Origin of the sequence: Mesorhizobium sp. WSM4887, assembly GCF_029625865.1 — a bacterium.
Taxonomy (GTDB): Bacteria; Pseudomonadota; Alphaproteobacteria; order Rhizobiales; family Rhizobiaceae; genus Mesorhizobium.
Window position 1 is genome coordinate 175,742 of the sequence record NZ_JARTVP010000003.1, and the last position, 25,618, is coordinate 201,359.

Sequence of the window (25,618 nt, forward strand, 5' to 3'; positions counted from 1 at the left end):
TTTATGTTATCGATAACATCAGCTGTCAAGTCCAGTGGAGCGAAAACCGATGCAGCGGCCCCATATCCTTCAGGTTGGACCTTATCCCGCATGGGACGAGGTGCCGCTCAACGAAGCCTTCGTGGTGCATCGTTATTTTGCGGCCGAGGACAAGCCGTCCTTCCTCGCCGACGTCGGGCCGCAGGTCCGCGCCATCGCCACCCGCGGCGAACTCGGCGCGAACCGCGCCATGATCGAGGCCTGCCCGGCACTCGAGGTCGTCTCGGTCTACGGCGTCGGCTTCGACGCGGTCGATCTGTCGGCGTGCCGAGAGCGCGGCGTGCGGGTCACCAATACGCCTGATGTGTTGACCAACGACGTCGCCGATCTCGGCATCGCCATGATGCTGTGCCTGTCGCGCGGCATGATCGGCGCCGAGCGCTGGGTGCGCGATGGCAGTTGGGCCTCTAAAGGCCTTTACCCGCTGAAGCGCCGAGTCTGGGGCCGGCGGGCCGGCGTGCTCGGCCTCGGCCGCATCGGCTATGAGGTGGCCAAGCGTCTGGCCGGCTTCGGCATGGACATCGCCTACAGCGACGTCGGGCCGAAGGATTTCGCCGCGGACTGGGAGTTCGTCGCCGATCCCGTCGCCCTGGCCGGCCGTTCGGATTTCCTGTTCGTGACGCTCGCGGCGTCGGCCGCGACACGCCACATCGTCAATGGCGAGGTGATCGCGGCGCTTGGCGAGGACGGCATGCTGATCAACATTTCGCGCGCCTCCAATATCGACGAGGAGGCGCTGCTCGATGCGCTCGAGAAGAAGGCGCTGGGGTCTGCCGCGCTCGACGTTTTCGAGGGCGAGCCGAAGCTCAATCCGCGGTTTCTGGCGCTCGACAACGTCCTTTTGCAGCCGCACCATGCGTCGGGCACTATCGAGACGCGCAAGGCGATGGGCAAGCTGGTACGCGACAACCTTGCCGCCCATTTTGCTGGCCAGCCGTTGCTGACGCCGGTGCTGTGACATTGTTTTACGCAAAGCCTGCCTGCACAGTCCGAGGAGTTCGCCTGCCATGAAGTCGATCGTCATCCACGCCGCCAAAGACCTGCGCATCGAGGACCGTCCGGTCGAGGAGCCGGGGCCGGGCCAGGTGCTGTTGCGTCTCGCCGCCGGCGGCATCTGCGGCAGCGACCTGCACTACTACAATCACGGCGGCTTCGGAACGGTGCGCCTGAAGGAGCCGATGATCCTCGGCCACGAAGTCTCCGGCGTGATCGAGAGCCTCGGGCCGGGACTGAGTGGACTGCAGACGGGACAGCTTGTCGCCGTGTCTCCGTCGCGGCCCTGCTACAGCTGCCGCTATTGCCGCGAGGGCATGCACAACCAGTGCCTCAACATGCGCTTCTACGGCAGCGCCATGCCGTTCCCGCATATCCAGGGCGCGTTTCGTGAAATGCTGGTGGCGGACGCGATTCAGTGCGTCCCGGCCGACGGCCTGACCGCCGGCGAGGCGGCGATGGCCGAACCGCTGGCCGTCTGTCTGCACGCGACGCGCCGGGCCGGAGAGATGCTGGGCAAGCGCGTGCTGGTCACAGGCTGCGGGCCGATCGGCCTGCTGTCGATCATCAGCGCGCGCCGCGCGGGTGCGGCCGAGATCGTCGCCGTCGACATCGCCGATTTCACGCTGTCGATGGCCATGCGCGCCGGCGCCGACAAGACCATCAACACCCGAAGCGAGCCGGAAGGTTTGGCGCCCTACCTTGCCGACAAGGGGACCTTCGACATCCTCTACGAATGTTCGGGCGCGGCGTCGGCGCTGGCGCAAGGCATCGCTGCGCTGCGTCCGCGCGGCACCATCGTCCAGCTCGGCCTCGGCGGCGCCGAGATGGCACTGCCGATGTCGACGGTGACCGCCAAGGAACTGTCGATCAACGGCTCGTTCCGCTTTCATCCCGAATTCGCCGTCGGCGTCGAGCTGATGCGCAAGGGGCTGATCGACGTGAAGCCGCTGATCACCCACTCGGTGCCGGTCGACGAGGCGCTTTCCGGCTTCGAGCTCGCCAACGACCGCAGCCAGGCGATGAAGGTCCAGATCGCGTTTGCGTGAGCCGCAACGGCGCGTTGCATTCCGCCGTGATATCGATAACGTACGGCCATGCAATCTTCGCCCAAAAGGCCGACCATGGCCGATGTAGCGCATCGCGCCAACGTCTCGACGATGACCGTGTCGCGCGCTTTCAAGCGCGACGCTTCGGTCAGCGCCGATACGCGCGACCGCATCCTCAAGGCGGCTGAAGAGCTCGGCTATGTCTTCGACAGCATCGCCGCCAATCTGTCGTCGCGGCGCTCCGGCTTCGTCGCCGCGACGATCCCCTCGATCAACAACGCCAACTTCGCCGACACGGTGCGCGGCATGACCGAGGGCCTGCGCGACAGCGGGCTGGAGATCCTGCTCGGCTTCACCGACTATAATGTCGAGGAGGAGGAACGCCTGGTCGGGCAATTGCTGCAGCGTCGCCCGGAGGCGATCATCGTCACCGGCGGCCGGCACACGCCGCGCTGCCGCAAGCTGCTGGCAAATGCCGGCGTTCCGGTGGTGGAGACCTGGGATTTGCCAGCCGATCCCATCGGCCACGTCGTCGGCTTTTCCAATGCCGATGCCGGGCGGCTGATGGTCGATCATTTCGTTCAGCGCGGCTATTCGAGGCTGGGCTTTATCGGCGGCGACACCTCGCGGGACACCCGTGGTCTGGACCGCCGACGCGGCTTCGTCGCGGCGCTGGAGGACCGCGGCCTCGACGTTTCGCGCGTGATTGCCTCCGGCGTGCCGCCGATCTCGATGGGCGAGGGCGCGACCGCCATGGTCGAGATGATCTCGCGCTGGCCGGACACACAGGCGGTGATGTGCGTGTCCGACCTCTCCGCCTTCGGCGCCCTGATGGAATGCGTTCGACGCGGCATCCGCGTGCCGGACGACGTGGCGATTGCCGGCTTCGGCGCCTATGATCTCGCCGAGCAGTCGGTGCCTTCGATCACCACGATCGACGTCGGCGCGCATGAGATCGGCATCCGCGTCGCCGAGCTGGTGCTCGACCTGCTCAACGGGCGGCGAGCGCTCGATGACCGCGTCGTAGTCGGCATGACGCCCAGGGTTGTTGTGCGACACACGGCCTGAAGCGTCGGAAAAAACGAACGGCCGGCGGATGATCGCCGACCGCTCGCTGATCGTTCTGGACGGCGTCTATTTGCCCCAGATCTTCTTGTATTGGTCGCGGTAGCCGTTGCCCGGGTCGAAACGGTTGTCCGGGCCGCCGTCGAACTCGACATTGTCGGAAGTCACCACATGCAGCGGCGAGATGTAGCCCGACCATTTCTCGCCGGCCATGGCGCGGTTGAGCTCGTCGACAAGCTGCCAGCCCTGCAGGTTCAGCGGCTCGGCCACCGTCACCTTCTGGAACTGGCCGGAGCGGATGCGCTGGTAGGCCGATTCCGAACCGTCGCCCGCCGCGACGTTGATCGGCGCATCGGTGCCGGACTTGCCGGCCGCCGCGAGCGACGGCCCCATAAAGTCGAAATAGAGGTCGTTGATCGCCAGCGAATGGGTCCATTGATCGCCGTATTTCTGCAGCAGCGAGGTGGTGAGCTGCGGCATGCGTTGCGAGGTCTCGGCGATCGGCGTGTCGACATATTCGAGCACCTTCCCGCCGAGATCCTCGATCTCCTTCTTCATCCGGTCCGCCTTGGCGATAGCGATCTGGTAGGTGGAATCGGTGAAGATGATGACGCCGGGCTTGCCCTTGGCGTCGACAAAGGCCCAGTCGGCCGCCGCCTTCGAAACTTGCATTGGATCGGTCGAGACGTTGGCGACGATGCCGAGATCGTCGATCGGGCCGACGGTCGGCGCGGCGTGCCAGGCCACCATCGGGATCTTGGCCGCCTTGGCCTGCTCCATCGCCGGCTTTTGCTCGACGGCGTCGAAGCCGTTGATGATGATGCCATCGGGATTGAGCGCCAGCGCCTGGCCGAAGGCAGCGGTGCGGCCGCCGATGGAGCCGGCGCCGTCAAGCGTCTTGACCGTCCACCCCAGGGCGGCAGCGGCTTCCTCGACACCCTTGGTGACGCCGAGGATGCCGCCGTTCTTCATGTCGGCGCCGAGCACGACGATGGTCTTGCCGGCAGCCCCTTTCGGTCCCGTGGTCGGTCCGTCCCACTTCTCGACCTTGCTGGCATATTTATCGACCACCGCTTTGGCGTTGGCCATCGGGTCGGCCAGCGTCGGCGAGGCGATGCCAAGCGCCAGGCAGGCAATTCCGAGCTGTAGGACTGTTCTGCGCTGCATATCGTTTCTCCCATTAAGCATTGTCGGTTGTATTTGTTGATTGGCTGGTGGCTGGTCGGCTGGTGGGCGCGGATGCCGGCACCACCGCGCCGCGGCGCCGCTGCGCGTAGCCGGCAATGCCGATCGCGACGAGCAGGGTGACGCCGTTGAACAACGGCTCTACCCAGAACGACCCGCCGAACTGCTGGATGCCGGAAATGCCTACGGCGAGGATAACGACGCCGACGATCGTGCCCCAGACATTGACGCGGCCCGGCTTGATGGTGGTCGATCCGAGGAATGCGCCGACCAGGGCCGGCAGCAGGTATTCGAGGCCAACACTGGCCTGGCCGATCCTGAGCTTCGAGGCCAGCAGCACGCCGCCCAAGGCGGTGAGCGCGCCGGAGGCGACGAAGGCCCCCATGACGAATTTCTGCACCGGAATGCCGTTGAGCGCGGCCGCCTTCGGATTGGCGCCGATGGCGTAGAGGTAGCGGCCAAGCGGCATATATTCGAGCACCAGCCACATCACCAGCGCCAGCACGACCACGTAGTAGCCGGTGATCGGCAGGCCGAACAGCATGGTGCCGTTGAGGGAAAGGAAACCGTCGGGAAGCACGCCGACGACCTGGCGGCCGCCCGTGTACCACATTGCCAAAGCGTAGAGCACCGTGCCGGTGCCGAGTGTGGCGATGAAGGAATCGATGCGCGCCACCTCGACCAGCAGGCCGTTGATGAAGCCGGTGAGCACGCCGAGCAGGATGACGATGAGCACCGCGAGCGGCCAGGGCACGCCGAATGCGGTTTGCAGGCTGATGGCAAGGATGTGCCAGAGCACGATGCCGTAGCCGACGGTGAGGTCGATGCGGCCCGAAGCCATCGGAATCATCGCCGCCAGCGACAAGAGCGCGATGATCGCCTTGTCGGAAACGATCGAGCGCAAATTGAGCAGCGTCGGGAACGTCCGCGGCAGGAGCAGCGAGAAGAGCAGGATCAGGAGCAGCGTCAGGATCGGCAGGCCGTAGACCGGCAGATAGCGCGCCGCCTTCTGGCCGTAGCTCAGTCCGGCGAGCTCCGAACGGGTCGGCTCCAGCGCCGTCGATTTGATCGAGTTCATGGATCCTCCTCAGGCGGCTTCGGACACGGAAGCGGCGCTGATGAGCGCCGCCGTCGTCAAGGCATCGCCGGCGAGCTCGCGCACGATGCGATTGTGCGAGAAGACGAGCGCGCGGTGACAGATGTGGGCGACTTCCTCGAAATCGGTGGAGACGACGATCACTGCCAGCCCGGCTTCGACCGCGGCGGCGATCAGCCGATAGATCTCGGCCTTGGCGCCGACATCGACGCCCGCAGTCGGATCCTCGGCGATCAGAAGCTTACGGCCCGTCGCCAGCCAGCGGCCGACGACCACCTTCTGCTGGTTGCCGCCGGAGAGCGCCTCGATCGGCAGGTGCGGGTCATTGGGCCGCAGCCCCAGCCGTGCGCCGAGCTCCCGCGTCAGCTCGCTTTCCCGGGCCGGCTTCATGAAGGAGAAGAGCCCGCGGCCGACGGCCGAGGGGTTGAGATACATGTTCTCGCGCACCGAGAGCGACAGCGCCACGGATTCCTCGGTGCGGTCACGCGCAATCAGTCCGACACCGGCGGCAAGAGCGGCGCCGACCGAGGACAGGTCGAGGCGCTTGCCGTCGAGCCAGACCAAGCCGTCGAAAGCTTCAGTCCCAAACAGCGCGCGGCCGACAGCTTCCTGCCCGGCGCCGCGCAGGCCGACCAGGCCAAGCAACTCGCCGGACCGTGCCTCGAAGCGAACCGGACCGACACTGCCGCAGGTGAGGTTTTCCACCCTGAGCCGTTCCGGCCCGTCCTGCCAATGCGACTTGGCAAACATCTGGTGCGCCGGCCGGCCGACGATGAGATCGACCAGTTCCTGCGGCGTGGTCTCGGCCACCGGCTTGACCGCGACCATGCGGCCGTCGCGCATGACGGCGACGCGGTCGGCGATGCGGAACACCTCGTCCAGCCGGTGCGAGACATAGATCATGCCGACGCCGCGCTCGCGCAGCGGCCGCAGCGCCTCGAACAGGCGCTCGACCTCGTCCGCCGGCAGGCTCGCCGTCGGCTCGTCGAGGACCAAGACGTCGGCCTCGGTGGCCAAAGCCCGGGCAATCGCCACCAGAGACTTTTCGGTGCGGGAGAGGTCCTGCACTCGCGTCGCCGGATCGAAGGCACAGCCGACCAGCGCCAGCGCGCGCTCTGCACGGCGCTCGGTGTCTTGCCAGTCGATCAGGCTTATGCGGCGCGAAAAACCCTGCGCCATGCCGACATTCTCGGCCACGGTCATCCATTCGATCAAGCCGAGGTCCTGATGGATGAAGGCGACCTTCTGCGGCTGATTGGGGCGGGGCGGGCGATGGTGATAATCCTCGCCGCGAAAGCGGATCGTGCCCTGGTCGCGCTTGTGGATGCCGGCGAGCGTCTTGATCAGCGTGGATTTGCCGGCGCCGTTCTCGCCGAGCAGCGCGACGATCTCGCCCTCATGGATGTCGAGCGAGACCGACTTGAGCGCCAGGGTGCCGCCAAAGCGCTTGGAGATGTCGATGAATTCGATGAGCTTGGGCCGCATTTTTTGGCCTCCTCCCAAGCCAAGCAAATGACTGAATTGCGACCGATGTTATCGCTAACATTTATGCAGGTCAAGTCTTGAAAATGGATCAACGCGCCGGCTATCGATGAGGCGGTTTTCGCGGAGAAGTACCATGTTCGGAGACATTGAAGGCGCTGGGTTCGAAGTTCTCAACGAGCGGTTCGAGCGGTGTTTCGTCGGTCACGTTGCGGTCGAGCGGCTGTGGACCGGCGGGCGCTGGCTCGAGGGCCCGGCGTGGTTCGCCGCCGGCCGGTATCTTCTTTTCTCCGACATCCCGAATGACCGCATCATGCGCTACGACGACACCAGCGGCGCGGTCTCGGTCTTCCGCTCGCCGTCAAACAACGCCAACGGCAACACCGTCGATTGCCAAGGGCGGCTTGTCACCTGCGAGCATCGCGCGCGGCGCGTCACCCGCACCGAGCATGACGGCTCGATATCGGTGATCGCCGACCGCTTCGAAGGCAGGCGCTTGAACTCGCCCAACGATGTGGTGGTGCGCTCGGATGGCACGGTATGGTTTTCCGACCCGCCCTACGGCATCGCCACCGACTACGAGGGCGACCGCGCCGAGCAAGAAATCGAGGGATGTCATGTCTATCGTGCCGATCCTGCAACCGGTGAGGTAACGCGAGTTGCCTCGACTATGGCAAAACCCAACGGCCTCGCCTTCTCCCCGGATGAGACGATCCTCTATGTCGGCGACACAGGCGTCACGCATCAGAAGGACGGGCCAAGGCACATCCGCAAGTTCGCTGTCGAGGGCAACAATCTGCGCGAACTCGGCGTTTTCACCACCTGCACGGCCGGTCTGTTCGACGGGTTCAGGGTGGACACGACCGGCCGCGTCTGGGCAGGGGCCGGCGACGGCGTCCACTGCTTCGATCCAGACGGCACGCTGATCGGCAAGATCCGCATCCCGGAGACGGTGGCCAACCTGACTTTCGGCGGTCCCAAGCGCAATCGCTTGTTCATCACGGCGCGGCAGTCGCTTTACGCGGCTTTCGTGGTGGCGAACGCCGCGGGGCGGGGGTGAAAACCGCGACCTGAGCTCCGCGACGTCGGCTGCGGTCTCAGCTGCTCCGCGTGGCGATAAACGTTGCCGCCGCCTTCAGCAAATCCGCCTGCTCGCCATAGGGCTCCAGCAGCGCATGCGCCTGGTCGATCAGGCCGTGGAGCTGCTCGCGCGCCCAATCGGCGCCGTGCAGCGCAGCAAGTGTCGCCTTGCCGGCGGCGGCGTCCTTCTTGGTCGCCTTGCCCATCTGCTTTGCGTCGGCGGTGAGATCGAGCAGGTCGTCGGCTAGCTGGAAGGCAAGACCGATCGCCGAGCCGAACTCCGCCAGCCTTTCACGGTCGACGGCGGATGCGCCGGCGATGATGGCGCCTGCTTCGCAGGCAAAACGGATCAGCGCGCCTGTCTTCATCGCCTGCAGACGGATGATGCCGGCCTCGTCCGGCCGCTTGCGCTCGGCCTCGAGGTCGAGCGTCTGGCCGCCGACCATGCCGCCGGTTCCGGCGGCGCGGGCGAGCGCCAGCACCAGCGCCGCCCGCCGCTCGGCCGGCAACGCCGTCGCCTCGTCGGCGATGATGTCGAAGGCCAAAGTCAACAGCGCGTCGCCGGCAAGGATCGCGGTTGCCTCATCGAAAGCTTTGTGCACCGTCGGCTGGCCGCGGCGCAGATCGTCGTCGTCCATGGCAGGAAGATCGTCATGGATCAGCGAATAGCAATGCACGCATTCGAGCGCGGCGGCGACGCGCAGCGCCGCCTCGTCATTTGCCGAAAACAGCGCCGCGCTTTCCATCACCAGAAAAGGGCGGAGCCGCTTGCCGCCGTTGAGCACGCCATGGCGCATCGCCGCCATCAGGCGTTCCGGCCGGGCGATCTCGCCGGAGAGCAGAGGCGCATCGAAGACCTGCCGCAGCAGGACCTCGACTGCTGCGGCGCGCGTAAAAAGCGCGGATTCGAAGGCCACCTGGTCGTCTTTCAACATGGCCGGGACCGGTAGCCGACACTCAGACGTTGCGCAAGCAGCCTCGCGCCATTATGCCGAAGTAGCGGGTGGCACGGGTGGGGGCGACTTGACGGAACCGATCGTCGAACATGAAAGCGAAGGGCTGGACATGGCACGGCCGCGGCGCCTGAACCGCGCCGGTCTCAAGCGCCTTGGCCGGCGCTGCCTGGTCGCGGCGATCGTGCTGGCCGCGATGCCGGTCGCGCTCACCTTTCTCTATCTGCCGCCCTTCGTGCATCCGGTTTCGACGCTGATGCTGAAGGATCTTGTCACCTTCTCCGGCTACGACCGGCGCTGGGTTTCGATCGACGATGTGGCGCCGGTACTCACGCATTCGGTGATCATGTCGGAAGACGGGCAGTTCTGCTTCCATCGCGGCGTCGACCTCGGCGAATTGCGCGGCGTGGTCGACGATGCGCTTGCCGGCGAGGCGACGCGCGGCGCCTCCACCATCACCATGCAGACGGTGAAGAACCTGTTTTTGTGGTCGCGGCCGCTGGGCAGCGTGCGCAAGGTGGTCGAGCTGCCACTGGCCGTCTATTTCGATGCGGTGATGTCGAAGCGCCGCATCATGGAGATCTATCTCAACATCGCGGAATGGGGGCCAGGCATATACGGCATCGAGGCGGCCGCGCAGCATCATTTCGGCGTCTCGCCCAGGCAATTGTCGCGCCGGCAGGCAGCGTTGCTTGCCGTCAGCCTGCCCAACCCGATCGCGCGCAATCCGGCCAGGCCAGGCCCGGGTTTGAGGCGTCTCGCCAATCTGATCGAGCGGCGCGCCGGGCGTTCGGGCGCCTATGTCGGTTGCCTCGAATAAGATGAAGCGGCGCCGGCTCAAAAAAATTCGTGCCAGTGCTGGCCAAAACGGCGCAAGGCGTGTATAGGCACCCGACTTTCTCAGATTATGGCCTCGATGCGGCCCTTTCGCGAGGGTTGCCGGGGCATTTTGACCATGTAGTGGAGCATATCCATGGCCGTTCCAAAAAGAAAAACTTCTCCGTCGAAGCGCGGCATGCGCCGCTCGGCCGACGCCCTCAAGGCCCCGACCTATGTCGAGGACAAGAATTCCGGCGAAATGCGCCGGCCGCACCACATCGACCTGAAGACCGGCATGTATCGCGGCCGCCAGGTGCTGGAGCCTAAGGAAAGCTGAGAAGCTTGCACGGGAAAGCTGAGAAGCTTCCATGGTTGTGACGTTTTCAGAGGACCGGCCGCTGGCCGGTCTTTTTGATTCTGGCGACCGGATGAAGGTCCTCGCGCTGGCTGGGCACGAGCCGCCGAAAAGGCAGCGGGAAAACGGCTGACATCGTTATTTCATTAGGATTTAGAGCGTGTTCGGCGCCGTCGCCGAAAAGCCTTGACGGCGTGCCCGCCGCGCCTTTTACAAAAGGGTGCCTCATTGGAGACGCCCAGATGTTCGGTGCCATCCCGCTGCTGATCGTGCCCTTCGTCCTCTACAACCTCGGACTGCTCGGCCTGTTCGGCGGCGGCGACGATCCGTGGACGATCGAAATGTTCTCGTTCCGGATGATGTCAGGCGGCGTCTTCTCGATGACGCTCGGCGACCTGATGGTGCTGATCGGGCTGATCTTCCTCTTCGTCGAGATATCGAAATCGGTGCGCACCACCAATGCGTCGATCCTGGATCATCTGTTGTCGACGCTGGTCTTCATCGCCTTCCTGGTCGAGTTCCTGCTGGTGAAGGGCGCCGCGCATTCGGTCTTCTTTTCGCTGATGATCATCGCGCTGTTTGATGTGCTGGCCGGCTTCTCCGTGTCGATGCGGTCGGCAAGCCGGGATATCAACTTAAACTAGGATTGCACCCGGCGACCCGCGGTCCAAAACGCCGTCAGCCTGCGGCGGCGGCCTGAGGCTTACGGGCGACAACCGCCTCATAGGCGGTCTGCAACTGCCGGCGCACGGTCGGCGTGCCGGGCGGCATCTTCACCGGCGCTCCAAGATGTTCGTGGCGCAATTCGTCCATGAACCGATCCCACAACGGCGGGCCGCCTTTTTCGAGCAGTTCGGCTCGGATCGACAGCTCCTCGCTGACCGGCAGCCAGACGCGGCCCCAGGCGCCGAGATGCGCCATGATCGGCACAAGCGTGATTGCCATCTCGGTCAGGCTGTAGATCGCCTTCTGCTTGTGGCTGGGATCGTCCGCCTTGGTCAGGAGGCCGAGCTCCATCAGCCGCTTCAGGCGATCGGCCAGGATGTTGGAGGCAATGCCTTCGATCGAGCCGTTGAGCAATTCCCGAAAATGACGCCTGCCGCCGAAGATAATGTCGCGCAGGATGATCAGGCTCCAGCGGTCGCCGAAAACTTCCAGCGACAGATTGATCGGGCAGCCGGAGCGGTGCTCGGTGTTCATGCCAGTCTCCAAAAAACCGGTTGCATTATGATATCAGCCTGCTTATCGTGCAACTGATTGCAATATGCAAGCAGATTGAGAGATAGAGGAGGGAAGGATGACCGTCTTGCCTCGCCCTGAGATCCATTCGGAAAGCTTCGGCGACCCGGCCGACCCGGCGATCCTTCTGATCATGGGCGCCATGGCCTCGATGCTCTGGTGGCCGGAAGGCTTTTGCCGGGCGCTTGCCGAGCGCGGCCGTTCGTCATCCGCTACGACAATCGCGACACTGGTCTCTCGACCAAGTATACGCCGGGCGCGCCGCCCTACAGGTTCGAGGACATGGTCGATGATGCCGTCCGTGTGCTCGACGATCACAATATCGCCAAGGCGCAGGTCGTCGGCATGTCGATGGGCGGGATGATCGCGCAGGTCGTGGCGCTGAAATATCCCGCACGGGTCAGCGCGCTCACCGTGATCTCCGGCTCACCGCTCGGTGTCGATACGTCCGGTTTGCCGGGGACGAGCGAGGCCTACCGAGAGCATTCCGCCGAAGGTGCCGATGTCGATTGGTCGAACCGGCAACAGGTGATCGACTTCATGGTCAGGGACGCTCGCGCAATCGCCAGCACCCTGCATTCGTGCGACAGCGAACGGACACGTGCGATGATCGAGGAGGACTACGATCGGTCCGGCGGTCTCGCCAGCGCCACCAACCACTTCCTGCTGAAGAGCAGCGGCCCGCAGCGGCGAATAAGGGATTTGACCGTGCCGCTGCTCGTCATCCACGGCACTACCGATCCGCTCTTCCCGATCGAGCACGGCGAGGCGCTCGCCGGCGCGGTTGCCGGCGGCAGGCTGGTGCGGATCGAAGGCGGCGGCCACGAACTGCACCGCAACGATTGGCCGCAAATCCTCGAAGCAATCGCCGCATTTGGCTAGCCCGGCGGATTAGGATTGACACCAGCGGTCTGCGAAAATAGTTAAGTGATCACTTCAGTATTGCCTCGACCTCCGCCGACAGGAGAAAAAATGTCCCTGACGCTTTATTTCCATCCGCTCGCGTCCTTCTGCTGGAAGCCGCTGATCGCGGTCTACGAAAACAACACGCGGTTTGCGCCGGTGATCGTCGATCTCGGCGATGCGCCGTCGCGCGCGGCTTTCTTGAAGGTTTCGCCGACGGGCAAGATGCCGGCCCTGCGCGATGACGCGCGGGGCCGCACGGTGCTGGAATCGACCATCGTGATCGAATATCTCGGCGCCTATTATCCCGGGCCGGTCGAGCTCATTCCCGCCGACGTCGACCTCGCCATCAAGGTGCGCCAGGCAGACCGCTTCTACGACTTCTACGTGCAGGAGCCGATGCAGAAGATCGTCGGCGACCGGTTGCGGCCAAAGGACAGGACCGATCCGTTCGGAGTCGAGCAGGCGCGCGAGCAGCTGCGCAATTCCTACGCCATCATCGAACGGGAGATGCAGTCAAAAACGTGGGCGGTCGGCGATCACTTCACTTTGGCCGACTGCGCCGCCTCGCCGGCGCTGTTTTACGCCAACAAGGTCGAGCCGTTCGGCGACAAATTTCCCGCCGTGAAACGCTATCACGACCGTCTGCTCGAACGGCCAAGCTTCGCCCGCGTGATCGAGGAGGCGCAGCCCTATTTCAAGTTCTTCCCCTACAATAATGGCTAAGCCTCGATGCTGCACGATCCCGCCCAGCTCGATCTGATGTTCCAGGCGCTTGCCGATCCCGCCCGGCGCCAGATGGTGGAACGTCTGTCGCGCGGACCGGCATCGGTCAGTCAGCTCGCCGAGCCGCTGGCGATGTCGCTGTCGGCCGTCGTCCAGCATCTCGCCGTTCTTGAGACGAGCGGGTTGGTGAGCACCGAGAAGCTTGGCCGGGTGCGAACTTGCCGGATCGAGCCAAACGCATTGCGGGCAGCCGAGCATTGGATCAACGAGCGGCGACTGGCCTGGGAACGCCGGCTCGACCGGCTCGGCGATTTTCTCACGGACATCACCGACCAAACCTGAAGGGGCCCGTCATGACCGAACGATCCGTCGTCCATTCCACCTTTGTCATCGAACGCCTCTATCCGGCGCCGCCCGAAAAGGTCTATTTCGCGCTCAGCGATCCGGCGGCCAAGAAGCGCTGGTTCTTCGATCCCGACAACCCGATGCCGAGCCGGCATGAAATGGACTTTCGCATCGGCGGCAAGGAAGTGAATGCCGGCTGCCCGAGCGACGGGCGAACGCATTTCTTCAACGCCGTCTACCAGGACATCTTGCCGAACAAACGCATCGTCTACAGCTATGAGCTGCTGTTCGGCGAAACCCGAGTTTCGGTTTCGCTGGCGACGATCGAGCTCATCGCGGAAGGCAGGGGAACGCGACTGATCCTGACGGAGCAAGGGGCCTTCTTCGACGGCATCGACTCGCCGGCCACGCGCGAGCATGGCACCGGCGAACTGCTCGACGCGCTTGGCGCGGCGCTGCAGGGAGCGAACTGAGGGCCTCTGGCTGGTGGCCAGCGGTCACTCTCCAGGGGAGAGTTCCCAGAACTGATCCAGCCAGACATTCAGCCTGAGGAAGCCGGCGGTGCTGACGGCGTAGACGCGTCTGGTGCCCTCGGCCCTGGCATTGACCAGACCGGCGTCGAGCAGGACTTTCAGATGCTGGGAAACGGCCGGGCGCGAAACCGGCAAACCGGCGGCCAACTCATTCACCGTCTTGGGACCGCGCCGGAGCTCTTCCAAGAGATAGCGCCGGTTGGGATCGGCTATCGCCACGAAAGCGTCGGAAAACATCATGCCTCATTTGTGGGGCAAAGTTCCCCAAATCTCAACCATCGGTTTCAACCTTTGTGCGCGGGTCGAGCCGCAAGGCTTCCGGCGTGACGGCGCGGTCGGCCGGCTGCGTCTTGAAGGCATCGCGGTTCTCTATTGGAACCGGCGCGCGGGCGCGGATGCGGAGCAGGGTGTAACCGGCAAGGCAGAGATGCGCGAGCGCGGTCGCAAGGAAGAGCGCTTCGGGGCGCAGCCAGCCCATCAAAGCGGCGGCCAGCAGCGGTCCGATCATGGTGCCGAAGCCATAGAGCAACAGCAGGCCGCCGGAAACCTTGACGAAATCCTCCGCCCGCGCGTGGTCGTTGGCATGCGCGACGGCGATCGAATAGAGCGTGTAGGCGAAGGCGCCGTAGGCGGCCGTCAGCAAGATGACGAAAACGCCGGAACGCGGCTCGACCAGAAAGACCAGCACGGCAAACAGTGCCGCGCCGAAGGCTGCGCCCGCCAGCACGAAACGGCGGTCCGTGGTGTCGGATAGCCGGCCCGCGGGAAGCTGCATGGCCGCGCCGGCGATGACCACCAGACTCATCATCAGCGCGATCTCGGCGGTAGAGATGCCGATGCGGGCGCCATAGACGGCGCCGAGCGTGCCCCAGGCGCCATTGGCTATGCCGATCAGAAGGCAGGCAACCGCCGACACGGGCGAATTGGCGTAGAGGCCTTTGACGTCGAGCTTGACATCCTGCAGCGGCTTCGGATGCGACTGGGTCGACACCGCAGTCGGAAGGAGCGACAGGCAGAACAGGATGCCGGTGATCATGAACAGCGAGGCCGATTTCACATCGCCGCCGGCGACGATCATCTGGCCGCCCATGATCGAAGCATAGGTGACCATCATATAGAGGCCGAAGACGGTGCCGCGATTCTCGTTGGTGGCCTTCTCATTCAGCCAGCTTTCGATGACCATGAAGGCGCCGGCCATGGTGAAGCCGGTGAAGGCGCGCAGCAGGATCCAGAAATACTCGTCGATGATGAGGCCGGTGAGGAGCGCAATGATTGCGCCGGAGGCGGCGAAGGCGCCGAACGCCCTGACATGACCGGCACGGCGCACCAGCCGCGGCGCGAAGAAACAGCCAGTGACGAAGCCGCCGGCCCATGCCGTGCCCATCAGGCCGAGCGAGGCGGTCGAGAACCCCTCAAGCTGGCCGCGCAGCGGCAAAAGCAGGCCATGCAGGCCGGAAGCCGCCAGCAGGAACGCGGTGCCGCGCAGCAGCGAGAGGATCGGTCGGTAGGTTGCGAACATAGGCTGATCCGGCTGGTAATTTCGAAGCGCAGGTCTGTTTGAGAGTGCAGCTCTGGCAGTCGCTTTCAGGCTTTTCCGGGGCGGCTGGCCATGCAGCCAGGATTATCCGCGGCGAAACAGTGCCTCGGCGGCGGATTTGGTGGCGCCCCTGGCGGCCCGCTCAGCTTCCAGCCTCGCGATCTCTTCGCGCAGCAGGTCAATGCGCTCGGACAAATCATCGACAGACAGCAGCGACAGATCCTGTCCGATCTCGTGTGGGCGGGGCTTCTTCCTGGGTTCGTCGTCGAAGATCGCCATCGTCGCTTCTCCCTGATTTCACCATTTGCCTGATTTGGTAATGAGCATACATAGGGCAGGGATGCCGATGCAAACAGCCGGCCAGCGGCATGAGGAAACGGGACAATTCATGGCAAGCGGACAGCATATTCCGGCAAAGATGACGGCGATCGCAATCTCGCAGCCTGGCGGTCCCAGGGTGCTGAAGCCGGAGACGCGCGACGTGCCCACGCCCGGCCCCGGCGAGGTCCTCATCCGCGTGCACGCGGCCGGCGTCAACAGGCCCGACGTGCAGCAGCGCAAAGGCGCCTATCCGCCGCCGCCCGGCGCCTCGGACCTGCCCGGGCTCGAGGCGGCCGGTGAGATCGCGGCGCTCGGCGACGCGATATCGCGCTGGCGCACCGGCGACCGGGTCTGCGCGCTGACGCCGGGCGGTGGCTATGCCGAATATGTCAAGGTCCATGCCGGCAGCGTGCTGCCGATCCCGGCGGGCTTCACCTATTCCGAGGCCGCCGCCGTGCCGGAGAACTACTTCACCGTCTGGCACAACGTGTTCGAGCGCGGCGGGCTGAAGAAAGGCGAGACGTTGCTTGTCCATGGCGGCTCGTCCGGCATCGGCACCACGGCCATACAGCTCGCCTCGGCATTCGGTGCCTATGTCGTCACCACGGCCGGCAGCAAGGAGAAGTGCGACGCCTGTCTTAGGCTCGGCGCCGACCGGGCGATCAATTATCGCCAGCAGGGCTTCGTTGCCGAGGTCAAGGACGCAACCGGCGGCCGGGGCGCCGACGTCATCCTCGACATGGTGGGCGGCGACTATGTGGCGCGCAACTACGATGCGGCGGCGGTCGAAGGACGCATCGTCCAGATCGCCGTACAGGCCGGTGCGGTCGCCAGCACCGACTTCGCAAAGCTCATGGTCAAGCGCCTTGTCCATACCGGCTCGACGCTTCGGCCGCGCACCGTCGAATTCAAGGCAGCCATCGCGGCGGCGCTCGAGGCTCAGGTCTGGCCGCTGCTCGGCACCCGCAAGGTCGCTCCGGTCATGGACATGATCTTCCCACTGACGGAGGCCTGGCGGGCGCATGAGCGGATGGAGGAGGGCGAGCATATCGGCAAGATCGTCCTCGACGTCGGCTAGGATGTCGCCCGATAGGTGAGGCCGGCCTGCAAACAATTGTGTCCTGCGCTTCCGCTGCTCACGTACTTTAAGTACGTTCCGCTCCGGTTTGCGGACCAACCGTTTTGGGCTTGGCCTGACCTGAATCCTCGACGCATCCTGGGCGTTCGGATCCCTGACGAGAGACTGAACAAAGGCCTAATGCTGCAATGCACAAAATGCATTGCCGCCATGCAAAAGAGTCCGTTCAATTCGTAGGCAAGGGTGCCTATTTACGTGGCATCGAACAACTGATCCCGTGAATGGAGGACTGAAATGAACCCGATCCGCGCTTTCCGCAACTGGCGCCTCTACAATGAGACCGTGCGTGAGCTGAACAAGCTGAACGCCCGCCAGCTGAACGACCTCGGCATCAACCGCGGCGACATCGAGCGTATCGCTCGCCAGGCTCTTTGATTTGAAGCACGACCCGGCCGCGAGGCTGGGCCGTGGTCTCGAAGCCAGAGCCGTCGCAGACGCTTGCTCGTCTCCGGTTCCGAACCCGCTGGACTCCGTCCAGCGGGTTTTGTCTTTTTGGGTCCCGGCTGCTCCCCTCCCAAAAACATTGCGAAATCGCGACGGAGCGTTTATACAGGCCGCGAATTTCCCATTTTGGTGGCTCTAAAACCACCGCCCGCGCGGGAACGCGGGCGAACGAGAAGGATTTTTGATATGGCCAATACGCTGCTGATGCCCAAGGCCACCGCCGTCTGGCTGGTCGACAACACCGCGCTCTCCTTCGAGCAGATCGCGCAGTTCTGCGGGCTGCATCCGCTGGAGGTCAAGGCGATCGCGGACGGCGAGTCGGCGCAGGGCATCAAGGGCATGGACCCGATCATGACCGGCCAGCTCACCCGCGACGAGATCGCGCGCGGCGAGAAGGATCCGAACCATCGGCTGAAACTCTCGGACCCCAAGGTGCGGGTGCCGGAATCGAAGCGCAAGGGCCCGCGCTACACGCCGCTGTCGAAGCGCCAGGACCGACCGAACGCCATTCTCTGGCTGGTACGCAACCATCCCGAACTCAAGGACGCGCAGATCGCGCGGCTGGTCGGCACGACCAAGTCGACGATCGAGCAGATTCGGGAGCGCCGGCATTGGAACTCGGCCAATCTGCAGCCGATGGATCCGGTGACGCTGGGCCTGACCTCGCAGATCGACCTCGACATGGAAGTCAACCGCGCCTCGCGCGGCCGCGAGCAGGCACAGCCGGCTGCCGGCGACACGCTGCTGCCGGCGGCGCTGACCGAAAGGCTGACGCCGGCTCCGGAGAAACCGAAGGACGAGGATCAGGAGCTCGACGCCAATGCCGTGTTCGCCAAGCTTTCGGCGCTGAAGTCGAAGGACAAGAAAGAAGACGGGGAAGAGGAGTAAGGTCTCCCAGCCCGACAAAAAAGCCCGCTTCGCGCGGGCTTTTTTGTCGGCGGTGCCTGGGGAGGTCAGGTCCGCGCCGCTCGGTCGGGCGCCATGCCGTAATCCTCGCTGCGTTCCACGGCGCGATAGAAGTCGGCGAGCTGCTTGCCGCGCTCCGGCTTGTAGATACGCCCGGCAATCACCACCGAAGCGATGCGGTCGATGCGGAAGGCGCGAAAATCGTCGCGCATCTCGCACCAGGCGACCAGGGTCCATACCTTGCCCCAGAACCAGAGGCCCAGCGGCCGGATGTCGCGCGCCGTGCCGCGCCCGGCTTCGTCCGAGTAGTCGATGGTGAGCACCTGGCGCTTCTCGATGGCGCGCTCGATGAGGTCGATAGCCTCGCGCGCGGCATCGCTCACCACCCACATCGGCGTGTGGATCTCGGTGCGCGCGATGCGATCCTTTTCCGTGTCGGGCAGCACCGCGCCGATCTTGACCAGCGCCTCGTCGGCGGCCCTTGCCATCGCCGCGCCGCCAAAGGCGCGCACCATGCGGGCGCCGGCAACCAGCGCCACGATCTCGTCACGCGTGAACATCAGCGGCGGAAGGTCGAAACCTTCCCTCATCATGTAGCCGACACCCGCCTCGCCGTCGATCGGCACGCCGGTCGACTGCAAGTCGGCTATATCGCGGTAGATGGTCCGCTCGGACACCTCGAGCCACGTCCCGAGCTTCTGCGCGGTGACCAGTCTGCCTCCGCGCAGATGCTGCACGATCTGGAAAAGCCTGTCGGCACGGCGCATCGTTTGACCCCTTGGCTTCGGTTCTACGCATGCCGCGGTCCCAAAACCGGTTCCCGCAGGTTCGACACTGCTTCAATAGCGCAAGCCTCCTGACAACATAGTGTCAGGAGGCTGCAGCAGCCACTCCGCCACCGGACAACGGCGTCTTTCCTGAAACCCAGCGTTTCAACCGACATTACATCTGGGCGCGCCATGGCCGCTATCCAAGTCATGCGCCGAAAAATTTCAGTTCTCACGCACGCGGCCGCTATAAAGGTCCGGCCAACCGATGTCCTTGCGAATGTCCGCCGGCAAAGTGTTCAGGAAACGCTGGGTCCGGATCTCGTTCCGCACGGTGCGGATCTTGCCGACATAGTGCTGCACGCTACGCAGGATGGTAAAACCGTTCATGACCGAGCTCCTCTTTTTGACGAGAGGAGTATCTCACACCCCTGCTGACAGCAGTCTGTCAGCAGGGGTGCGAGGTAGCCGAAGCCGGCGCCAGAACGATCAGCGCGGTCCCAGGACGCCCCTTTGTTTGTCAGGAGCGATGCGGTGGCGAAAGCGCCAAGAACCGCTTTGACAGCCGCCGAAGATGCTGGTCAAAGGCGGCATGACGAAACTGCTCGCCCTTGTCATCATCGGCATCATGCTCATCCAGATCATCAAGCCGCTCGGCTGGCCGGGGCTTGAGCGCCGCAGCGATTTCTGGAAGCTGGCGCTGCTTGCAATGGCCGCAATCTCGCTGGCGGCCATGCTTGGGCATTGGACTTGAGGCACGTCGATTTGAGGTGAGGACGGCCTGCGAAGGGCGGCGCTGGCCCCCGCTGGTTCGACGCCTCAGCTGGGAGTGCGGCCGGCAAAGATAAACCCGGGCCTTGGCCGCCCGGGTTCTCAGCGCTTTAGGGAAAGCTCAAAGCGCGTCGACGCGCTTCAAGTCGTTGTTGATGCATGTCGTTGCCCCAGAATCGCTGCACACTTCTGGGCGAGATGCATTGGTATCAGGCGGCCTTTTCCAGCGCCGGCTGCCATTGTCCGAGCGCCGCCAGATGATTCATGTGGGCGCGATGGATGAAGGCAGCCTGGCCGGCGGCGACGTTCGACGCCTTGCCGCTCCAGGCCTTCTGCGCGGCCGCCTGCAGGGCGCGGCCGTAGGAGAAGGAGAGCTTCCACGGATGTGGGCCGATGACGTTGATGGCGTTAAGGTTGGCCGTCGCTTCCTCGTCGTCCTGGCCGCCCGACAGGAAGGCAATGCCGGGCACCGCCACGGGCACGGTTTCGCGAAACAGCTTGATCGTCTTCTGGGCGACCGCTTCGGGACTGTCCTTCTTGCCCGATTTCTTGCCGGAGATGACCATGTTCGGCTTGAGGATGGTGCCTTCGAGCACCACGCGTGCGGCATAAAGCTCGCCATAGAGCTTCAGCAGGGTCGCCTTGCTCACCTCGTAGCAGGTGTCGATCGAGTGGGCGCCGTCCATCAGCACTTCCGGCTCGACGATCGGCACGATGCCTGCCTCTTGGCAGAGCGCGGCGTAGCGTGCCAGCGCATGCGCGTTGGAGGCGATCGAGGTGGCTGACGGCACGCCCTTGGCGGTGTCGATGTCGATCACCGCGCGCCATTTGGCGAACCGGGCGCCGAGCTTATAGTAGTCCGCCAGCCGCTCGCGCAGGCCATCGAGACCCTCGGTGATGGTATCGCCGGGAAAGCCGGCGAGAGGCTTGGCGCCGACATCGACCTTGATGCCCGGAATGGCGCCGGCGGCCTTGATGATGTCGACCAGCGGCGTGCCGTCGGCAGCCTTCTGGCGAATGGTCTCGTCATAGAGGATGACGCCGGAAATATACTTGGTCATCGCCTCCTTGGCGCGGAACATCATCTCGCGATAGTCGCGCCGATTGTCGGCGGTCGATTCGACGCCGATGACGTCGAAGCGCTTCTTGATGGTGCCGGAGCTCTCATCGGCGGCCAAAAGGCCCTTGCCATCCGCCACGATCGCGGCGGCAATGTCTTCGAGACGTTCGCTCATGGTGCTCTCCTAAGGTGCGTTTCATTCCGCGCTAGCAGAACACTACCGCCAAAGGAATGACGCCGAAAAGCTCGAATCGATTGAAAGTCTCGATAGCTGCGTCCGCTCGGAAAGTCTTGAATGACTCAGCGCTTCAGCACCTCGACGCCCGGCAGCGGCTTGCCTTCCATCCATTCGAGGAAGGCGCCGCCGGCGGTCGAGACATAGGTGAAATCGTCGGCGACGCCGGCATGGTTGAGCGCGGCCACCGTGTCGCCGCCGCCGGCGACCGAAACCAGCTTGCCTTCCTTTGTGCGGGCTGCCGCATGCTTTGCCGCAGCCACCGTGGCGCGGTCGAAGGGTTCGATCTCGAATGCACCGAGCGGGCCGTTCCAGACCAGCGTGGCAGCGCGGTCGATCCAATCGGCGACGCTCTTCACGGTTTTCTCGCCGACATCGAGGATCATGCCGTCTGCGGGCACGTCGGAGATGGCGACGGTCTGGCTGGCGGCACCCGCCTTGAATTCCTTCGCCACGACGCCGTCGGCGGGCAGAATGATGGCGCAGCCGGCTTCGGCCGCCTCGATCATGATCTGCTTGGCGGTGGAGGCCAGGTCATGCTCGCAGAGCGATTTGCCGACATCGGTACCCCGCGCGGCGAGGAAGGTGTTGGCCATGCCGCCGCCGATTACCAGCGCGTCGACCTTCTTCACCAGGTTCATCAAAAGATCGATCTTGGTCGAGACCTTGGCGCCGCCGACGATGGCCACGACGGGCCGCACCGGATTGCCGAGACCTTGTTCCAACGCGTCGAGCTCGGCCTGCATGGTGCGGCCGGCATAGGCCGGCAGGCGGTGCGCCAGGCCTTCGGTCGACGCATGCGCGCGGTGCGCGGCGGAAAAGGCGTCGTTGACGTAGATGTCGCCATTGGCGGCGAGCTTTTCGGTGAAGGCCTGATCGTTCTTCTCCTCGGCCTTGTGGAAGCGGGTGTTTTCCAAAAGCAGGACGTCGCCATCCTTCATGGCGGCAACCGCGTCGGCGGCCTTGTCGCCGATGCAGTCGGAGGCGAAGCCGACCGGGCGGCCGAGCACTTCCGCCGTGGCGCGAGCGATCGGCTCCAGCGAGAATTCGGCCGACGGGCCGTCCTTCGGACGACCGAAATGCGCGAGCAGTATCACCCTGGCGCCTTTGCCGGAGAGCTCGGAAATGGTCGGCGCGATGCGCTCGATGCGGGTGGCGTCCGTCACCTTGCCGTCGGCGACGGGAACGTTGAGGTCGACGCGCACCAGGATGCGCTTGCCGCCAACGGCGCCGATATCGTCGAGTGTCTTGAAGCCGGCCATGGTCGTCCTTTCCGCCAAAAACGCGGCGACCTTACCCGCCACCGGGCACGATGCAAGGCCTGGGCCGCACAGCGCGTGCAAAAATGATGTCGTTGTGTGACGTCAGCTCTCGCTGGCTGATTTTGGCGCTATGGGCTTGGACGTCGTCATTTCGTCCGGCTCGCTTTGAGGAACCTTGCTTGGCGCTGGTTTGCGCCAGCCGCGGATAAAGGCGGCGATGCGGTCGGCGATCTCGCCGGCGCTCAGGAAAACCGGCACGCGCGCCACCGGCGCGGTCGGCTCGAAGGACAGGCCAAGCCCGGTGATCCGGCCCTTCTCGTCGACATCGCGTACGATCAGCTCGATCGGGCCGATCATCACGCGGTCGGCATATTCGGCCTGGCCGCCGAGCCGCTCGGTGACCAGCGCCGCGACGGTGAGCTTCTGTTCGGCCTCGGTGAGGCCGGGCCCATAGGCGGCTTCGAGCTCGGCGGCGGAGCGGGCCGGATCGACGGCAAAGGCGCCAAAGAAATCGGCATCCTCGGGGTCGACGACGGCGCGGCTGGCGAAGAGCTTGTCGAGCAAGCGCGGATAGCGGTCCGGCACGAAGATGTAGACCTGATCGCCGGCGGCGAGCCGGCCCATGTCCTGGAACCGCATGGAGCGGCCATCGCGCAGCACCAGCGAAGGCCTCGCCCAGCGCGGGATGCGTTCGCCGCGCGCCACCGGACTACCGGGAGCGACGCGATAGGCGAGCAGCTCGTGGTGAGCCGAGCCCGGCAGCTCGAGCTCGACCTTGTCGAGCGGTCCAAGCCTTGCCGGCACGATGAGGCCGAGGCGGCGCGCCAGCGGACCGACGGTCCAGCCCTGCACCACCAGCGAGACCAGCACGATGATGAAGGCGACATTGAAGATGAGGCGACCGTTGGCGAGGCCGCCGAGCAGTGGCGTGATGGCAAGCAGGATCGAAACGGCGCCGCGCAACCCAACCCAAGAGACGAAAGCGACCTCCGGACGCGGCAGGCGGAACGGCATCAGGCAGAGCCAGACGGCCAAGGGCCGCGCCACGAAGATCAGGAACAGCCCGAGCAGGATCGCCGGCAGCAGGATCGCAGGGAACTGCGAGGGCGTGGCAAACAGGCCGAGGATCAAAAACATGATGATCTGCGCGAGCCACGACATGCCGTCCTGGAAGCGCTTCAGGATGGTGACGGCGCGAATGTCGGAATTGCCGGCGACGAGGCCGGCGAGATACACCGCAAGGAAGCCCGAGCCGCCGACGGCGCCGGCCGCGGCGAACACCATCAGCGACAGCGTCAGCACGAAGATCGGCAGCAGGCCATGGTCGAGGTTCAGTCGCTCGACGAGGCGCACGATCGCCAAGCCGCCGAGCACGCCGATGATGGCGCCGAGTCCCATGTTGATGACGAAGCCGATCACCAAACTGGTGGCGAGAACGTTTGCCTCGGGGTTGGCATGCGCGGCGATGATCTCGACCAAAGAGATGGTGAGGAAGATGGCGATCGGATCATTGGTGCCGGATTCAACCTCGAGCGTCGAGCGGACGCGCTCGCGCAAATGGATCTCCCCGGCGCGCAGTAGGAAGAACACCGCCGCTGCGTCGGTCGAAGCGACGGCGGCGCCGAGCAGCGAGGATTCCAGCCAGCTGAGATTGAGGAGGTAGTAGGCGGCGACGCCGAAGATGCCGGTGGTCAGGAGGACGCCGACGGTGGCCAGCGACAGCGCCGGCCCGGCCGCCTGGCGCAAGGCGTTGAGCGGCGTGCCGAAACCGGAATCGAACAGGATAATGGCCAAAGCCAACGAGCCGGCGAAATAAGCCAGCCGCGCATTGTCGAATTCGATGCCAAGGCCGTCGACGCCGGTGGCAAGGCCAATGCAGAGGAAGAGGAGCAGCAGGGGTGCGCCGAAGCGAAAGGCGATCAGGCTCGAAAAGGCGGCGGCGACAACAAGCGCTGTGCCGACCAGCGTCACGAGATAGATCGCATGCTCCATCCGGAATTGCCCCTCAAATCCGCGTCCCTCCCGCTTTACGGCAGAGTGGGGCGAAGACATGACCACTGCAAGGCGGCAGCGTGGCTTTTTTGCCCCATGCCGCTGCGTCGAACGAAAAACGCCCGGCCGAAGCCGGGCGTTTCACACGATCAAAAAGGAAGCCTGAGGTCAGGCGATGGTCTTGCCGAAGGCGACAGCCGTGTCGCCCATGCGGTTCGAGAAGCCCCATTCGTTGTCGTACCAGGAGAGTACCGAGACGAAGTTGCCGTCCATGACCTTGGTCTGGTCGAGCGCCGCGATCGAGGAGTGCGGATCGTGGTTGAAATCGATCGAGACGTTCGGGTGATGGGTGACCGAGAGCACGCCCTTCAGCTTGCCCTTGGAGGCGGCGATCAGCGCTTCGTTGATCTCCTGCGCGGTGGTCGAGCGCTTGGCGATGAATTTGAAATCGACGACCGAGACGTTCGGGGTCGGCACGCGGATGGAGATGCCGTCGAGCTTGCCCTTGAGGTCGGGCAGCACCAGACCGATCGCCTTGGCGGCACCGGTGGAGGTCGGGATCTGCGACAGCGCCGCGGCGCGGGCCCGGTAAAGGTCCTTGTGCATGGTGTCCAGCGTCGGCTGGTCGCCGGTGTAGGAATGGATTGTCGTCATCATGCCCTTCTCGATGCCGACGGTCTCGTGCAGCACGGCGGCAAGCGGGGCCAGGCAGTTGGTGGTGCAGGACGCGTTGGAGATGATGACGTGGTCCTTGGTCAGCTTGTCGTGGTTGATGCCGTAGACGACCGTGAGATCGGCGCCTTCGGCCGGGGCCGAGACGATGACGCGCTTGGCGCCGGCGGTCAGATGCGCGGCAGCCTTGTCGCGCGCGGTAAAGATACCGGTGCATTCGAGCGCGATGTCGATGCCGAGATCTTTCCAGGGCAGCTGGGTCGGATCCTTGATGGCGGTGACCTTGAACTTCTCCTTGCCGACGGAGATCTGGTCGCCGTCGACCGTCACTTCATGCGGGAAGCGGCCATGCACGCTGTCGTAGCGGAGCAGATGCGCGTTGGTCTCTACCGGCCCGAGGTCGTTGACGGCGACGACATCGATGTCCTTGCGGCCGGATTCATGAATGGCGCGCAGGATGTTGCGGCCGATGCGGCCAAATCCGTTGATGGCAACTCTGACGGTCATGTTTCTCTCCCTGGGGACTGGAAAGTGGATGGGTCCGCTGCTTCATAGCGGCGGGCGTGCAAAGAATCCAGCCGCAGAAGCCGGAATTTAAATCGATTAGGTTGGTCAAGTCCGGCGACATCCTTTGAATGGGCTTCGCCGGAC

At 64.5% G+C, this 25,618-nt stretch carries 28 protein-coding genes and 1 pseudogene; 15 read left to right on the forward strand and 14 right to left on the reverse strand.

Annotated features, from left to right (window positions below; genetic code table 11):
- Positions 1-49 precede the first annotated feature (49 nt).
- From P9230_RS14425 to P9230_RS14435, 3 genes are all read left to right on the forward strand, one after another.
- Positions 50-997 carry a 2-hydroxyacid dehydrogenase gene (locus tag P9230_RS14425; RefSeq protein WP_278119619.1) on the forward strand — a complete coding sequence of 316 codons (948 nt, stop codon included), beginning with the start codon at positions 50-52 and terminating at the stop codon, positions 995-997.
- A 49-nt stretch (positions 998-1,046) separates the two neighbouring features.
- Positions 1,047-2,081 carry an L-idonate 5-dehydrogenase gene (locus P9230_RS14430; protein ID WP_278119621.1) on the forward strand — a complete coding sequence of 345 codons (1,035 nt, stop codon included), beginning with the start codon at positions 1,047-1,049 and terminating at the stop codon, positions 2,079-2,081.
- 75 nt (positions 2,082-2,156) lie between these two features.
- The gene (locus P9230_RS14435; protein ID WP_278119623.1) at positions 2,157-3,149 is read left to right on the forward strand and encodes a LacI family DNA-binding transcriptional regulator; all 993 of its coding nucleotides are present in this window, start codon (positions 2,157-2,159) and stop codon (positions 3,147-3,149) included.
- A 66-nt stretch (positions 3,150-3,215) separates the two neighbouring features.
- Here the strand turns inward: P9230_RS14435 and P9230_RS14440 are convergent, their stop codons facing one another.
- The 3 genes from P9230_RS14440 to P9230_RS14450 are packed head-to-tail and all read right to left on the reverse strand — an operon-like array spanning position 3,216 to position 6,912.
- Positions 3,216-4,313, reverse strand: coding sequence for a substrate-binding domain-containing protein (locus P9230_RS14440; RefSeq protein WP_278119625.1), 1,098 nt, complete (start codon positions 4,311-4,313; stop codon positions 3,216-3,218).
- Between the two features lie 13 nt (positions 4,314-4,326).
- The gene (locus P9230_RS14445) at positions 4,327-5,409 is read right to left on the reverse strand and encodes an ABC transporter permease (RefSeq protein WP_095799814.1); all 1,083 of its coding nucleotides are present in this window, start codon (positions 5,407-5,409) and stop codon (positions 4,327-4,329) included.
- Between the two features lie 9 nt (positions 5,410-5,418).
- On the reverse strand, positions 5,419-6,912 hold the full coding sequence (locus tag P9230_RS14450) for a sugar ABC transporter ATP-binding protein (protein ID WP_278119627.1): 1,494 nt from the start codon (positions 6,910-6,912) through the stop codon (positions 5,419-5,421).
- A 133-nt stretch (positions 6,913-7,045) separates the two neighbouring features.
- Between P9230_RS14450 and P9230_RS14455 the strand changes: the two genes are divergently transcribed.
- A complete protein-coding gene (locus tag P9230_RS14455; protein ID WP_278119629.1) occupies positions 7,046-7,969 on the forward strand; it encodes an SMP-30/gluconolactonase/LRE family protein in 924 nt (307 codons plus the stop codon).
- Positions 7,970-8,006: 37 nt separating this feature from the next.
- On the opposite strand, the gene P9230_RS14460 is transcribed toward P9230_RS14455, so the two are convergent.
- Positions 8,007-8,924, reverse strand: a complete 918-nt coding sequence (locus tag P9230_RS14460) for a polyprenyl synthetase family protein (RefSeq protein WP_278053419.1) — start codon at positions 8,922-8,924, stop codon at positions 8,007-8,009.
- Positions 8,925-9,054: 130 nt separating this feature from the next.
- Here P9230_RS14460 and P9230_RS14465 point away from each other — a divergent pair, with 130 nt between their 5' ends.
- The 3 genes from P9230_RS14465 to P9230_RS14475 all read left to right on the forward strand — a co-directional run bounded on the left by P9230_RS14465 (position 9,055) and on the right by P9230_RS14475 (position 10,760).
- Positions 9,055-9,762 (forward strand): transglycosylase domain-containing protein, encoded by a 708-nt coding sequence (locus P9230_RS14465; RefSeq protein WP_278056922.1) that lies wholly within the window; start codon positions 9,055-9,057, stop codon positions 9,760-9,762.
- Positions 9,763-9,915: 153 nt separating this feature from the next.
- Positions 9,916-10,098, forward strand: coding sequence for a 50S ribosomal protein L32 (rpmF, locus tag P9230_RS14470; RefSeq protein ID WP_006203806.1), 183 nt, complete (start codon positions 9,916-9,918; stop codon positions 10,096-10,098).
- Between the two features lie 260 nt (positions 10,099-10,358).
- Positions 10,359-10,760: a hypothetical protein gene (locus tag P9230_RS14475; protein WP_095782517.1), complete on the forward strand. Its 402-nt coding sequence runs from the start codon at positions 10,359-10,361 to the stop codon at positions 10,758-10,760.
- Positions 10,761-10,794: 34 nt separating this feature from the next.
- Here P9230_RS14475 and P9230_RS14480 read toward each other — a convergent pair whose 3' ends face one another.
- Entirely contained in the window at positions 10,795-11,316 is a 522-nt protein-coding gene (locus tag P9230_RS14480) for a helix-turn-helix domain-containing protein (RefSeq protein ID WP_278119632.1), read from the reverse strand.
- 97 nt (positions 11,317-11,413) lie between these two features.
- Between P9230_RS14480 and P9230_RS14485 the strand changes: the two are divergent.
- The 4 genes and pseudogenes from P9230_RS14485 (at position 11,414) to P9230_RS14500 (ending at position 13,802) form a co-directional block, all read left to right on the forward strand.
- A pseudogene (locus P9230_RS14485) lies at positions 11,414-12,237 on the forward strand (alpha/beta hydrolase).
- Positions 12,238-12,327: 90 nt separating this feature from the next.
- A complete protein-coding gene (locus P9230_RS14490; RefSeq protein WP_278119634.1) occupies positions 12,328-12,984 on the forward strand; it encodes a glutathione S-transferase family protein in 657 nt (218 codons plus the stop codon).
- Between the two features lie 6 nt (positions 12,985-12,990).
- Positions 12,991-13,326: a metalloregulator ArsR/SmtB family transcription factor gene (locus tag P9230_RS14495; RefSeq protein ID WP_095799820.1), complete on the forward strand. Its 336-nt coding sequence runs from the start codon at positions 12,991-12,993 to the stop codon at positions 13,324-13,326.
- An 11-nt stretch (positions 13,327-13,337) separates the two neighbouring features.
- Complete coding sequence (locus P9230_RS14500; RefSeq protein ID WP_278119636.1) at positions 13,338-13,802, forward strand: SRPBCC family protein; 465 nt, start codon at positions 13,338-13,340, stop codon at positions 13,800-13,802.
- A gap of 24 nt (positions 13,803-13,826) precedes the next feature.
- On the opposite strand, the gene P9230_RS14505 is transcribed toward P9230_RS14500, so the two are convergent.
- The 3 genes from P9230_RS14505 to P9230_RS14515 all read right to left on the reverse strand — a co-directional run bounded on the left by P9230_RS14505 (position 13,827) and on the right by P9230_RS14515 (position 15,678).
- Positions 13,827-14,102, reverse strand: coding sequence for a metalloregulator ArsR/SmtB family transcription factor (locus tag P9230_RS14505; protein WP_067002023.1), 276 nt, complete (start codon positions 14,100-14,102; stop codon positions 13,827-13,829).
- A gap of 31 nt (positions 14,103-14,133) precedes the next feature.
- On the reverse strand, positions 14,134-15,381 hold the full coding sequence (locus P9230_RS14510) for an MFS transporter (protein WP_067002026.1): 1,248 nt from the start codon (positions 15,379-15,381) through the stop codon (positions 14,134-14,136).
- Positions 15,382-15,483: 102 nt separating this feature from the next.
- On the reverse strand, positions 15,484-15,678 hold the full coding sequence (locus P9230_RS14515; RefSeq protein WP_067002029.1) for a DUF1192 domain-containing protein: 195 nt from the start codon (positions 15,676-15,678) through the stop codon (positions 15,484-15,486).
- 109 nt (positions 15,679-15,787) lie between these two features.
- Between P9230_RS14515 and P9230_RS14520 the strand changes: the two genes are divergently transcribed.
- The 3 genes from P9230_RS14520 (at position 15,788) to P9230_RS14530 (ending at position 18,190) form a co-directional block, all read left to right on the forward strand.
- Positions 15,788-16,798 carry an NAD(P)H-quinone oxidoreductase gene (locus tag P9230_RS14520; RefSeq protein WP_278119639.1) on the forward strand — a complete coding sequence of 337 codons (1,011 nt, stop codon included), beginning with the start codon at positions 15,788-15,790 and terminating at the stop codon, positions 16,796-16,798.
- 294 nt (positions 16,799-17,092) lie between these two features.
- The gene (locus P9230_RS14525; protein WP_067002031.1) at positions 17,093-17,233 is read left to right on the forward strand and encodes a DUF1127 domain-containing protein; all 141 of its coding nucleotides are present in this window, start codon (positions 17,093-17,095) and stop codon (positions 17,231-17,233) included.
- A gap of 255 nt (positions 17,234-17,488) precedes the next feature.
- Positions 17,489-18,190, forward strand: coding sequence for a DUF1013 domain-containing protein (locus P9230_RS14530; protein WP_095799823.1), 702 nt, complete (start codon positions 17,489-17,491; stop codon positions 18,188-18,190).
- Between the two features lie 65 nt (positions 18,191-18,255).
- Here P9230_RS14530 and P9230_RS14535 read toward each other — a convergent pair whose 3' ends face one another.
- Positions 18,256-18,975 carry a YafY family protein gene (locus P9230_RS14535; protein WP_059189944.1) on the reverse strand — a complete coding sequence of 240 codons (720 nt, stop codon included), beginning with the start codon at positions 18,973-18,975 and terminating at the stop codon, positions 18,256-18,258.
- Positions 18,976-19,200: 225 nt separating this feature from the next.
- Positions 19,201-19,365 carry a hypothetical protein gene (locus P9230_RS14540; protein WP_278119642.1) on the reverse strand — a complete coding sequence of 55 codons (165 nt, stop codon included), beginning with the start codon at positions 19,363-19,365 and terminating at the stop codon, positions 19,201-19,203.
- A 202-nt stretch (positions 19,366-19,567) separates the two neighbouring features.
- On the opposite strand from P9230_RS14540, the gene P9230_RS14545 reads away from it, so the two are divergent.
- A complete protein-coding gene (locus P9230_RS14545; RefSeq protein ID WP_127217516.1) occupies positions 19,568-19,729 on the forward strand; it encodes a hypothetical protein in 162 nt (53 codons plus the stop codon).
- Between the two features lie 226 nt (positions 19,730-19,955).
- Here P9230_RS14545 and P9230_RS14550 read toward each other — a convergent pair whose 3' ends face one another.
- The 4 genes from P9230_RS14550 to gap all read right to left on the reverse strand — a co-directional run bounded on the left by P9230_RS14550 (position 19,956) and on the right by gap (position 25,474).
- The gene (locus tag P9230_RS14550) at positions 19,956-20,981 is read right to left on the reverse strand and encodes a class I fructose-bisphosphate aldolase (protein ID WP_095782513.1); all 1,026 of its coding nucleotides are present in this window, start codon (positions 20,979-20,981) and stop codon (positions 19,956-19,958) included.
- Positions 20,982-21,106: 125 nt separating this feature from the next.
- Positions 21,107-22,303, reverse strand: a complete 1,197-nt coding sequence (locus P9230_RS14555) for a phosphoglycerate kinase (RefSeq protein WP_095824045.1) — start codon at positions 22,301-22,303, stop codon at positions 21,107-21,109.
- A 102-nt stretch (positions 22,304-22,405) separates the two neighbouring features.
- A complete protein-coding gene (locus P9230_RS14560) occupies positions 22,406-24,295 on the reverse strand; it encodes a potassium/proton antiporter (RefSeq protein WP_067319317.1) in 1,890 nt (629 codons plus the stop codon).
- A gap of 168 nt (positions 24,296-24,463) precedes the next feature.
- Complete coding sequence (gene gap / locus P9230_RS14565; protein ID WP_278119644.1) at positions 24,464-25,474, reverse strand: type I glyceraldehyde-3-phosphate dehydrogenase; 1,011 nt, start codon at positions 25,472-25,474, stop codon at positions 24,464-24,466.
- Positions 25,475-25,618: the final 144 nt, after the last annotated feature.

Excerpts from the sequence above, each read along its gene's own strand:
- P9230_RS14425 (WP_278119619.1), top strand. The coding sequence starts at position 50 with ATGCAGCGGCCCCATATCCTTCAGGTTGGACCTTATCCCGCATGGGAC.
- P9230_RS14430 (WP_278119621.1), top strand. The coding sequence starts at position 1,047 with ATGAAGTCGATCGTCATCCACGCCGCCAAAGACCTGCGCATCGAGGAC.
- P9230_RS14435 (WP_278119623.1), top strand. The coding sequence starts at position 2,157 with ATGGCCGATGTAGCGCATCGCGCCAACGTCTCGACGATGACCGTGTCG.
- P9230_RS14440 (WP_278119625.1), bottom strand. The coding sequence starts at position 4,313 with ATGCAGCGCAGAACAGTCCTACAGCTCGGAATTGCCTGCCTGGCGCTT.
- P9230_RS14445 (WP_095799814.1), bottom strand. The coding sequence starts at position 5,409 with ATGAACTCGATCAAATCGACGGCGCTGGAGCCGACCCGTTCGGAGCTC.
- P9230_RS14450 (WP_278119627.1), bottom strand. The coding sequence starts at position 6,912 with ATGCGGCCCAAGCTCATCGAATTCATCGACATCTCCAAGCGCTTTGGC.
- P9230_RS14455 (WP_278119629.1), top strand. The coding sequence starts at position 7,046 with ATGTTCGGAGACATTGAAGGCGCTGGGTTCGAAGTTCTCAACGAGCGG.
- P9230_RS14460 (WP_278053419.1), bottom strand. The coding sequence starts at position 8,924 with ATGTTGAAAGACGACCAGGTGGCCTTCGAATCCGCGCTTTTTACGCGC.
- P9230_RS14465 (WP_278056922.1), top strand. The coding sequence starts at position 9,055 with ATGGCACGGCCGCGGCGCCTGAACCGCGCCGGTCTCAAGCGCCTTGGC.
- rpmF (WP_006203806.1), top strand. The coding sequence starts at position 9,916 with ATGGCCGTTCCAAAAAGAAAAACTTCTCCGTCGAAGCGCGGCATGCGC.
- P9230_RS14475 (WP_095782517.1), top strand. The coding sequence starts at position 10,359 with ATGTTCGGTGCCATCCCGCTGCTGATCGTGCCCTTCGTCCTCTACAAC.
- P9230_RS14480 (WP_278119632.1), bottom strand. The coding sequence starts at position 11,316 with ATGAACACCGAGCACCGCTCCGGCTGCCCGATCAATCTGTCGCTGGAA.
- P9230_RS14490 (WP_278119634.1), top strand. The coding sequence starts at position 12,328 with ATGTCCCTGACGCTTTATTTCCATCCGCTCGCGTCCTTCTGCTGGAAG.
- P9230_RS14495 (WP_095799820.1), top strand. The coding sequence starts at position 12,991 with ATGCTGCACGATCCCGCCCAGCTCGATCTGATGTTCCAGGCGCTTGCC.
- P9230_RS14500 (WP_278119636.1), top strand. The coding sequence starts at position 13,338 with ATGACCGAACGATCCGTCGTCCATTCCACCTTTGTCATCGAACGCCTC.
- P9230_RS14505 (WP_067002023.1), bottom strand. The coding sequence starts at position 14,102 with ATGATGTTTTCCGACGCTTTCGTGGCGATAGCCGATCCCAACCGGCGC.
- P9230_RS14510 (WP_067002026.1), bottom strand. The coding sequence starts at position 15,381 with ATGTTCGCAACCTACCGACCGATCCTCTCGCTGCTGCGCGGCACCGCG.
- P9230_RS14515 (WP_067002029.1), bottom strand. The coding sequence starts at position 15,678 with ATGGCGATCTTCGACGACGAACCCAGGAAGAAGCCCCGCCCACACGAG.
- P9230_RS14520 (WP_278119639.1), top strand. The coding sequence starts at position 15,788 with ATGGCAAGCGGACAGCATATTCCGGCAAAGATGACGGCGATCGCAATC.
- P9230_RS14525 (WP_067002031.1), top strand. The coding sequence starts at position 17,093 with ATGAACCCGATCCGCGCTTTCCGCAACTGGCGCCTCTACAATGAGACC.
- P9230_RS14530 (WP_095799823.1), top strand. The coding sequence starts at position 17,489 with ATGGCCAATACGCTGCTGATGCCCAAGGCCACCGCCGTCTGGCTGGTC.
- P9230_RS14535 (WP_059189944.1), bottom strand. The coding sequence starts at position 18,975 with ATGCGCCGTGCCGACAGGCTTTTCCAGATCGTGCAGCATCTGCGCGGA.
- P9230_RS14540 (WP_278119642.1), bottom strand. The coding sequence starts at position 19,365 with ATGAACGGTTTTACCATCCTGCGTAGCGTGCAGCACTATGTCGGCAAG.
- P9230_RS14545 (WP_127217516.1), top strand. The coding sequence starts at position 19,568 with ATGACGAAACTGCTCGCCCTTGTCATCATCGGCATCATGCTCATCCAG.
- P9230_RS14550 (WP_095782513.1), bottom strand. The coding sequence starts at position 20,981 with ATGAGCGAACGTCTCGAAGACATTGCCGCCGCGATCGTGGCGGATGGC.
- P9230_RS14555 (WP_095824045.1), bottom strand. The coding sequence starts at position 22,303 with ATGGCCGGCTTCAAGACACTCGACGATATCGGCGCCGTTGGCGGCAAG.
- P9230_RS14560 (WP_067319317.1), bottom strand. The coding sequence starts at position 24,295 with ATGGAGCATGCGATCTATCTCGTGACGCTGGTCGGCACAGCGCTTGTT.
- gap (WP_278119644.1), bottom strand. The coding sequence starts at position 25,474 with ATGACCGTCAGAGTTGCCATCAACGGATTTGGCCGCATCGGCCGCAAC.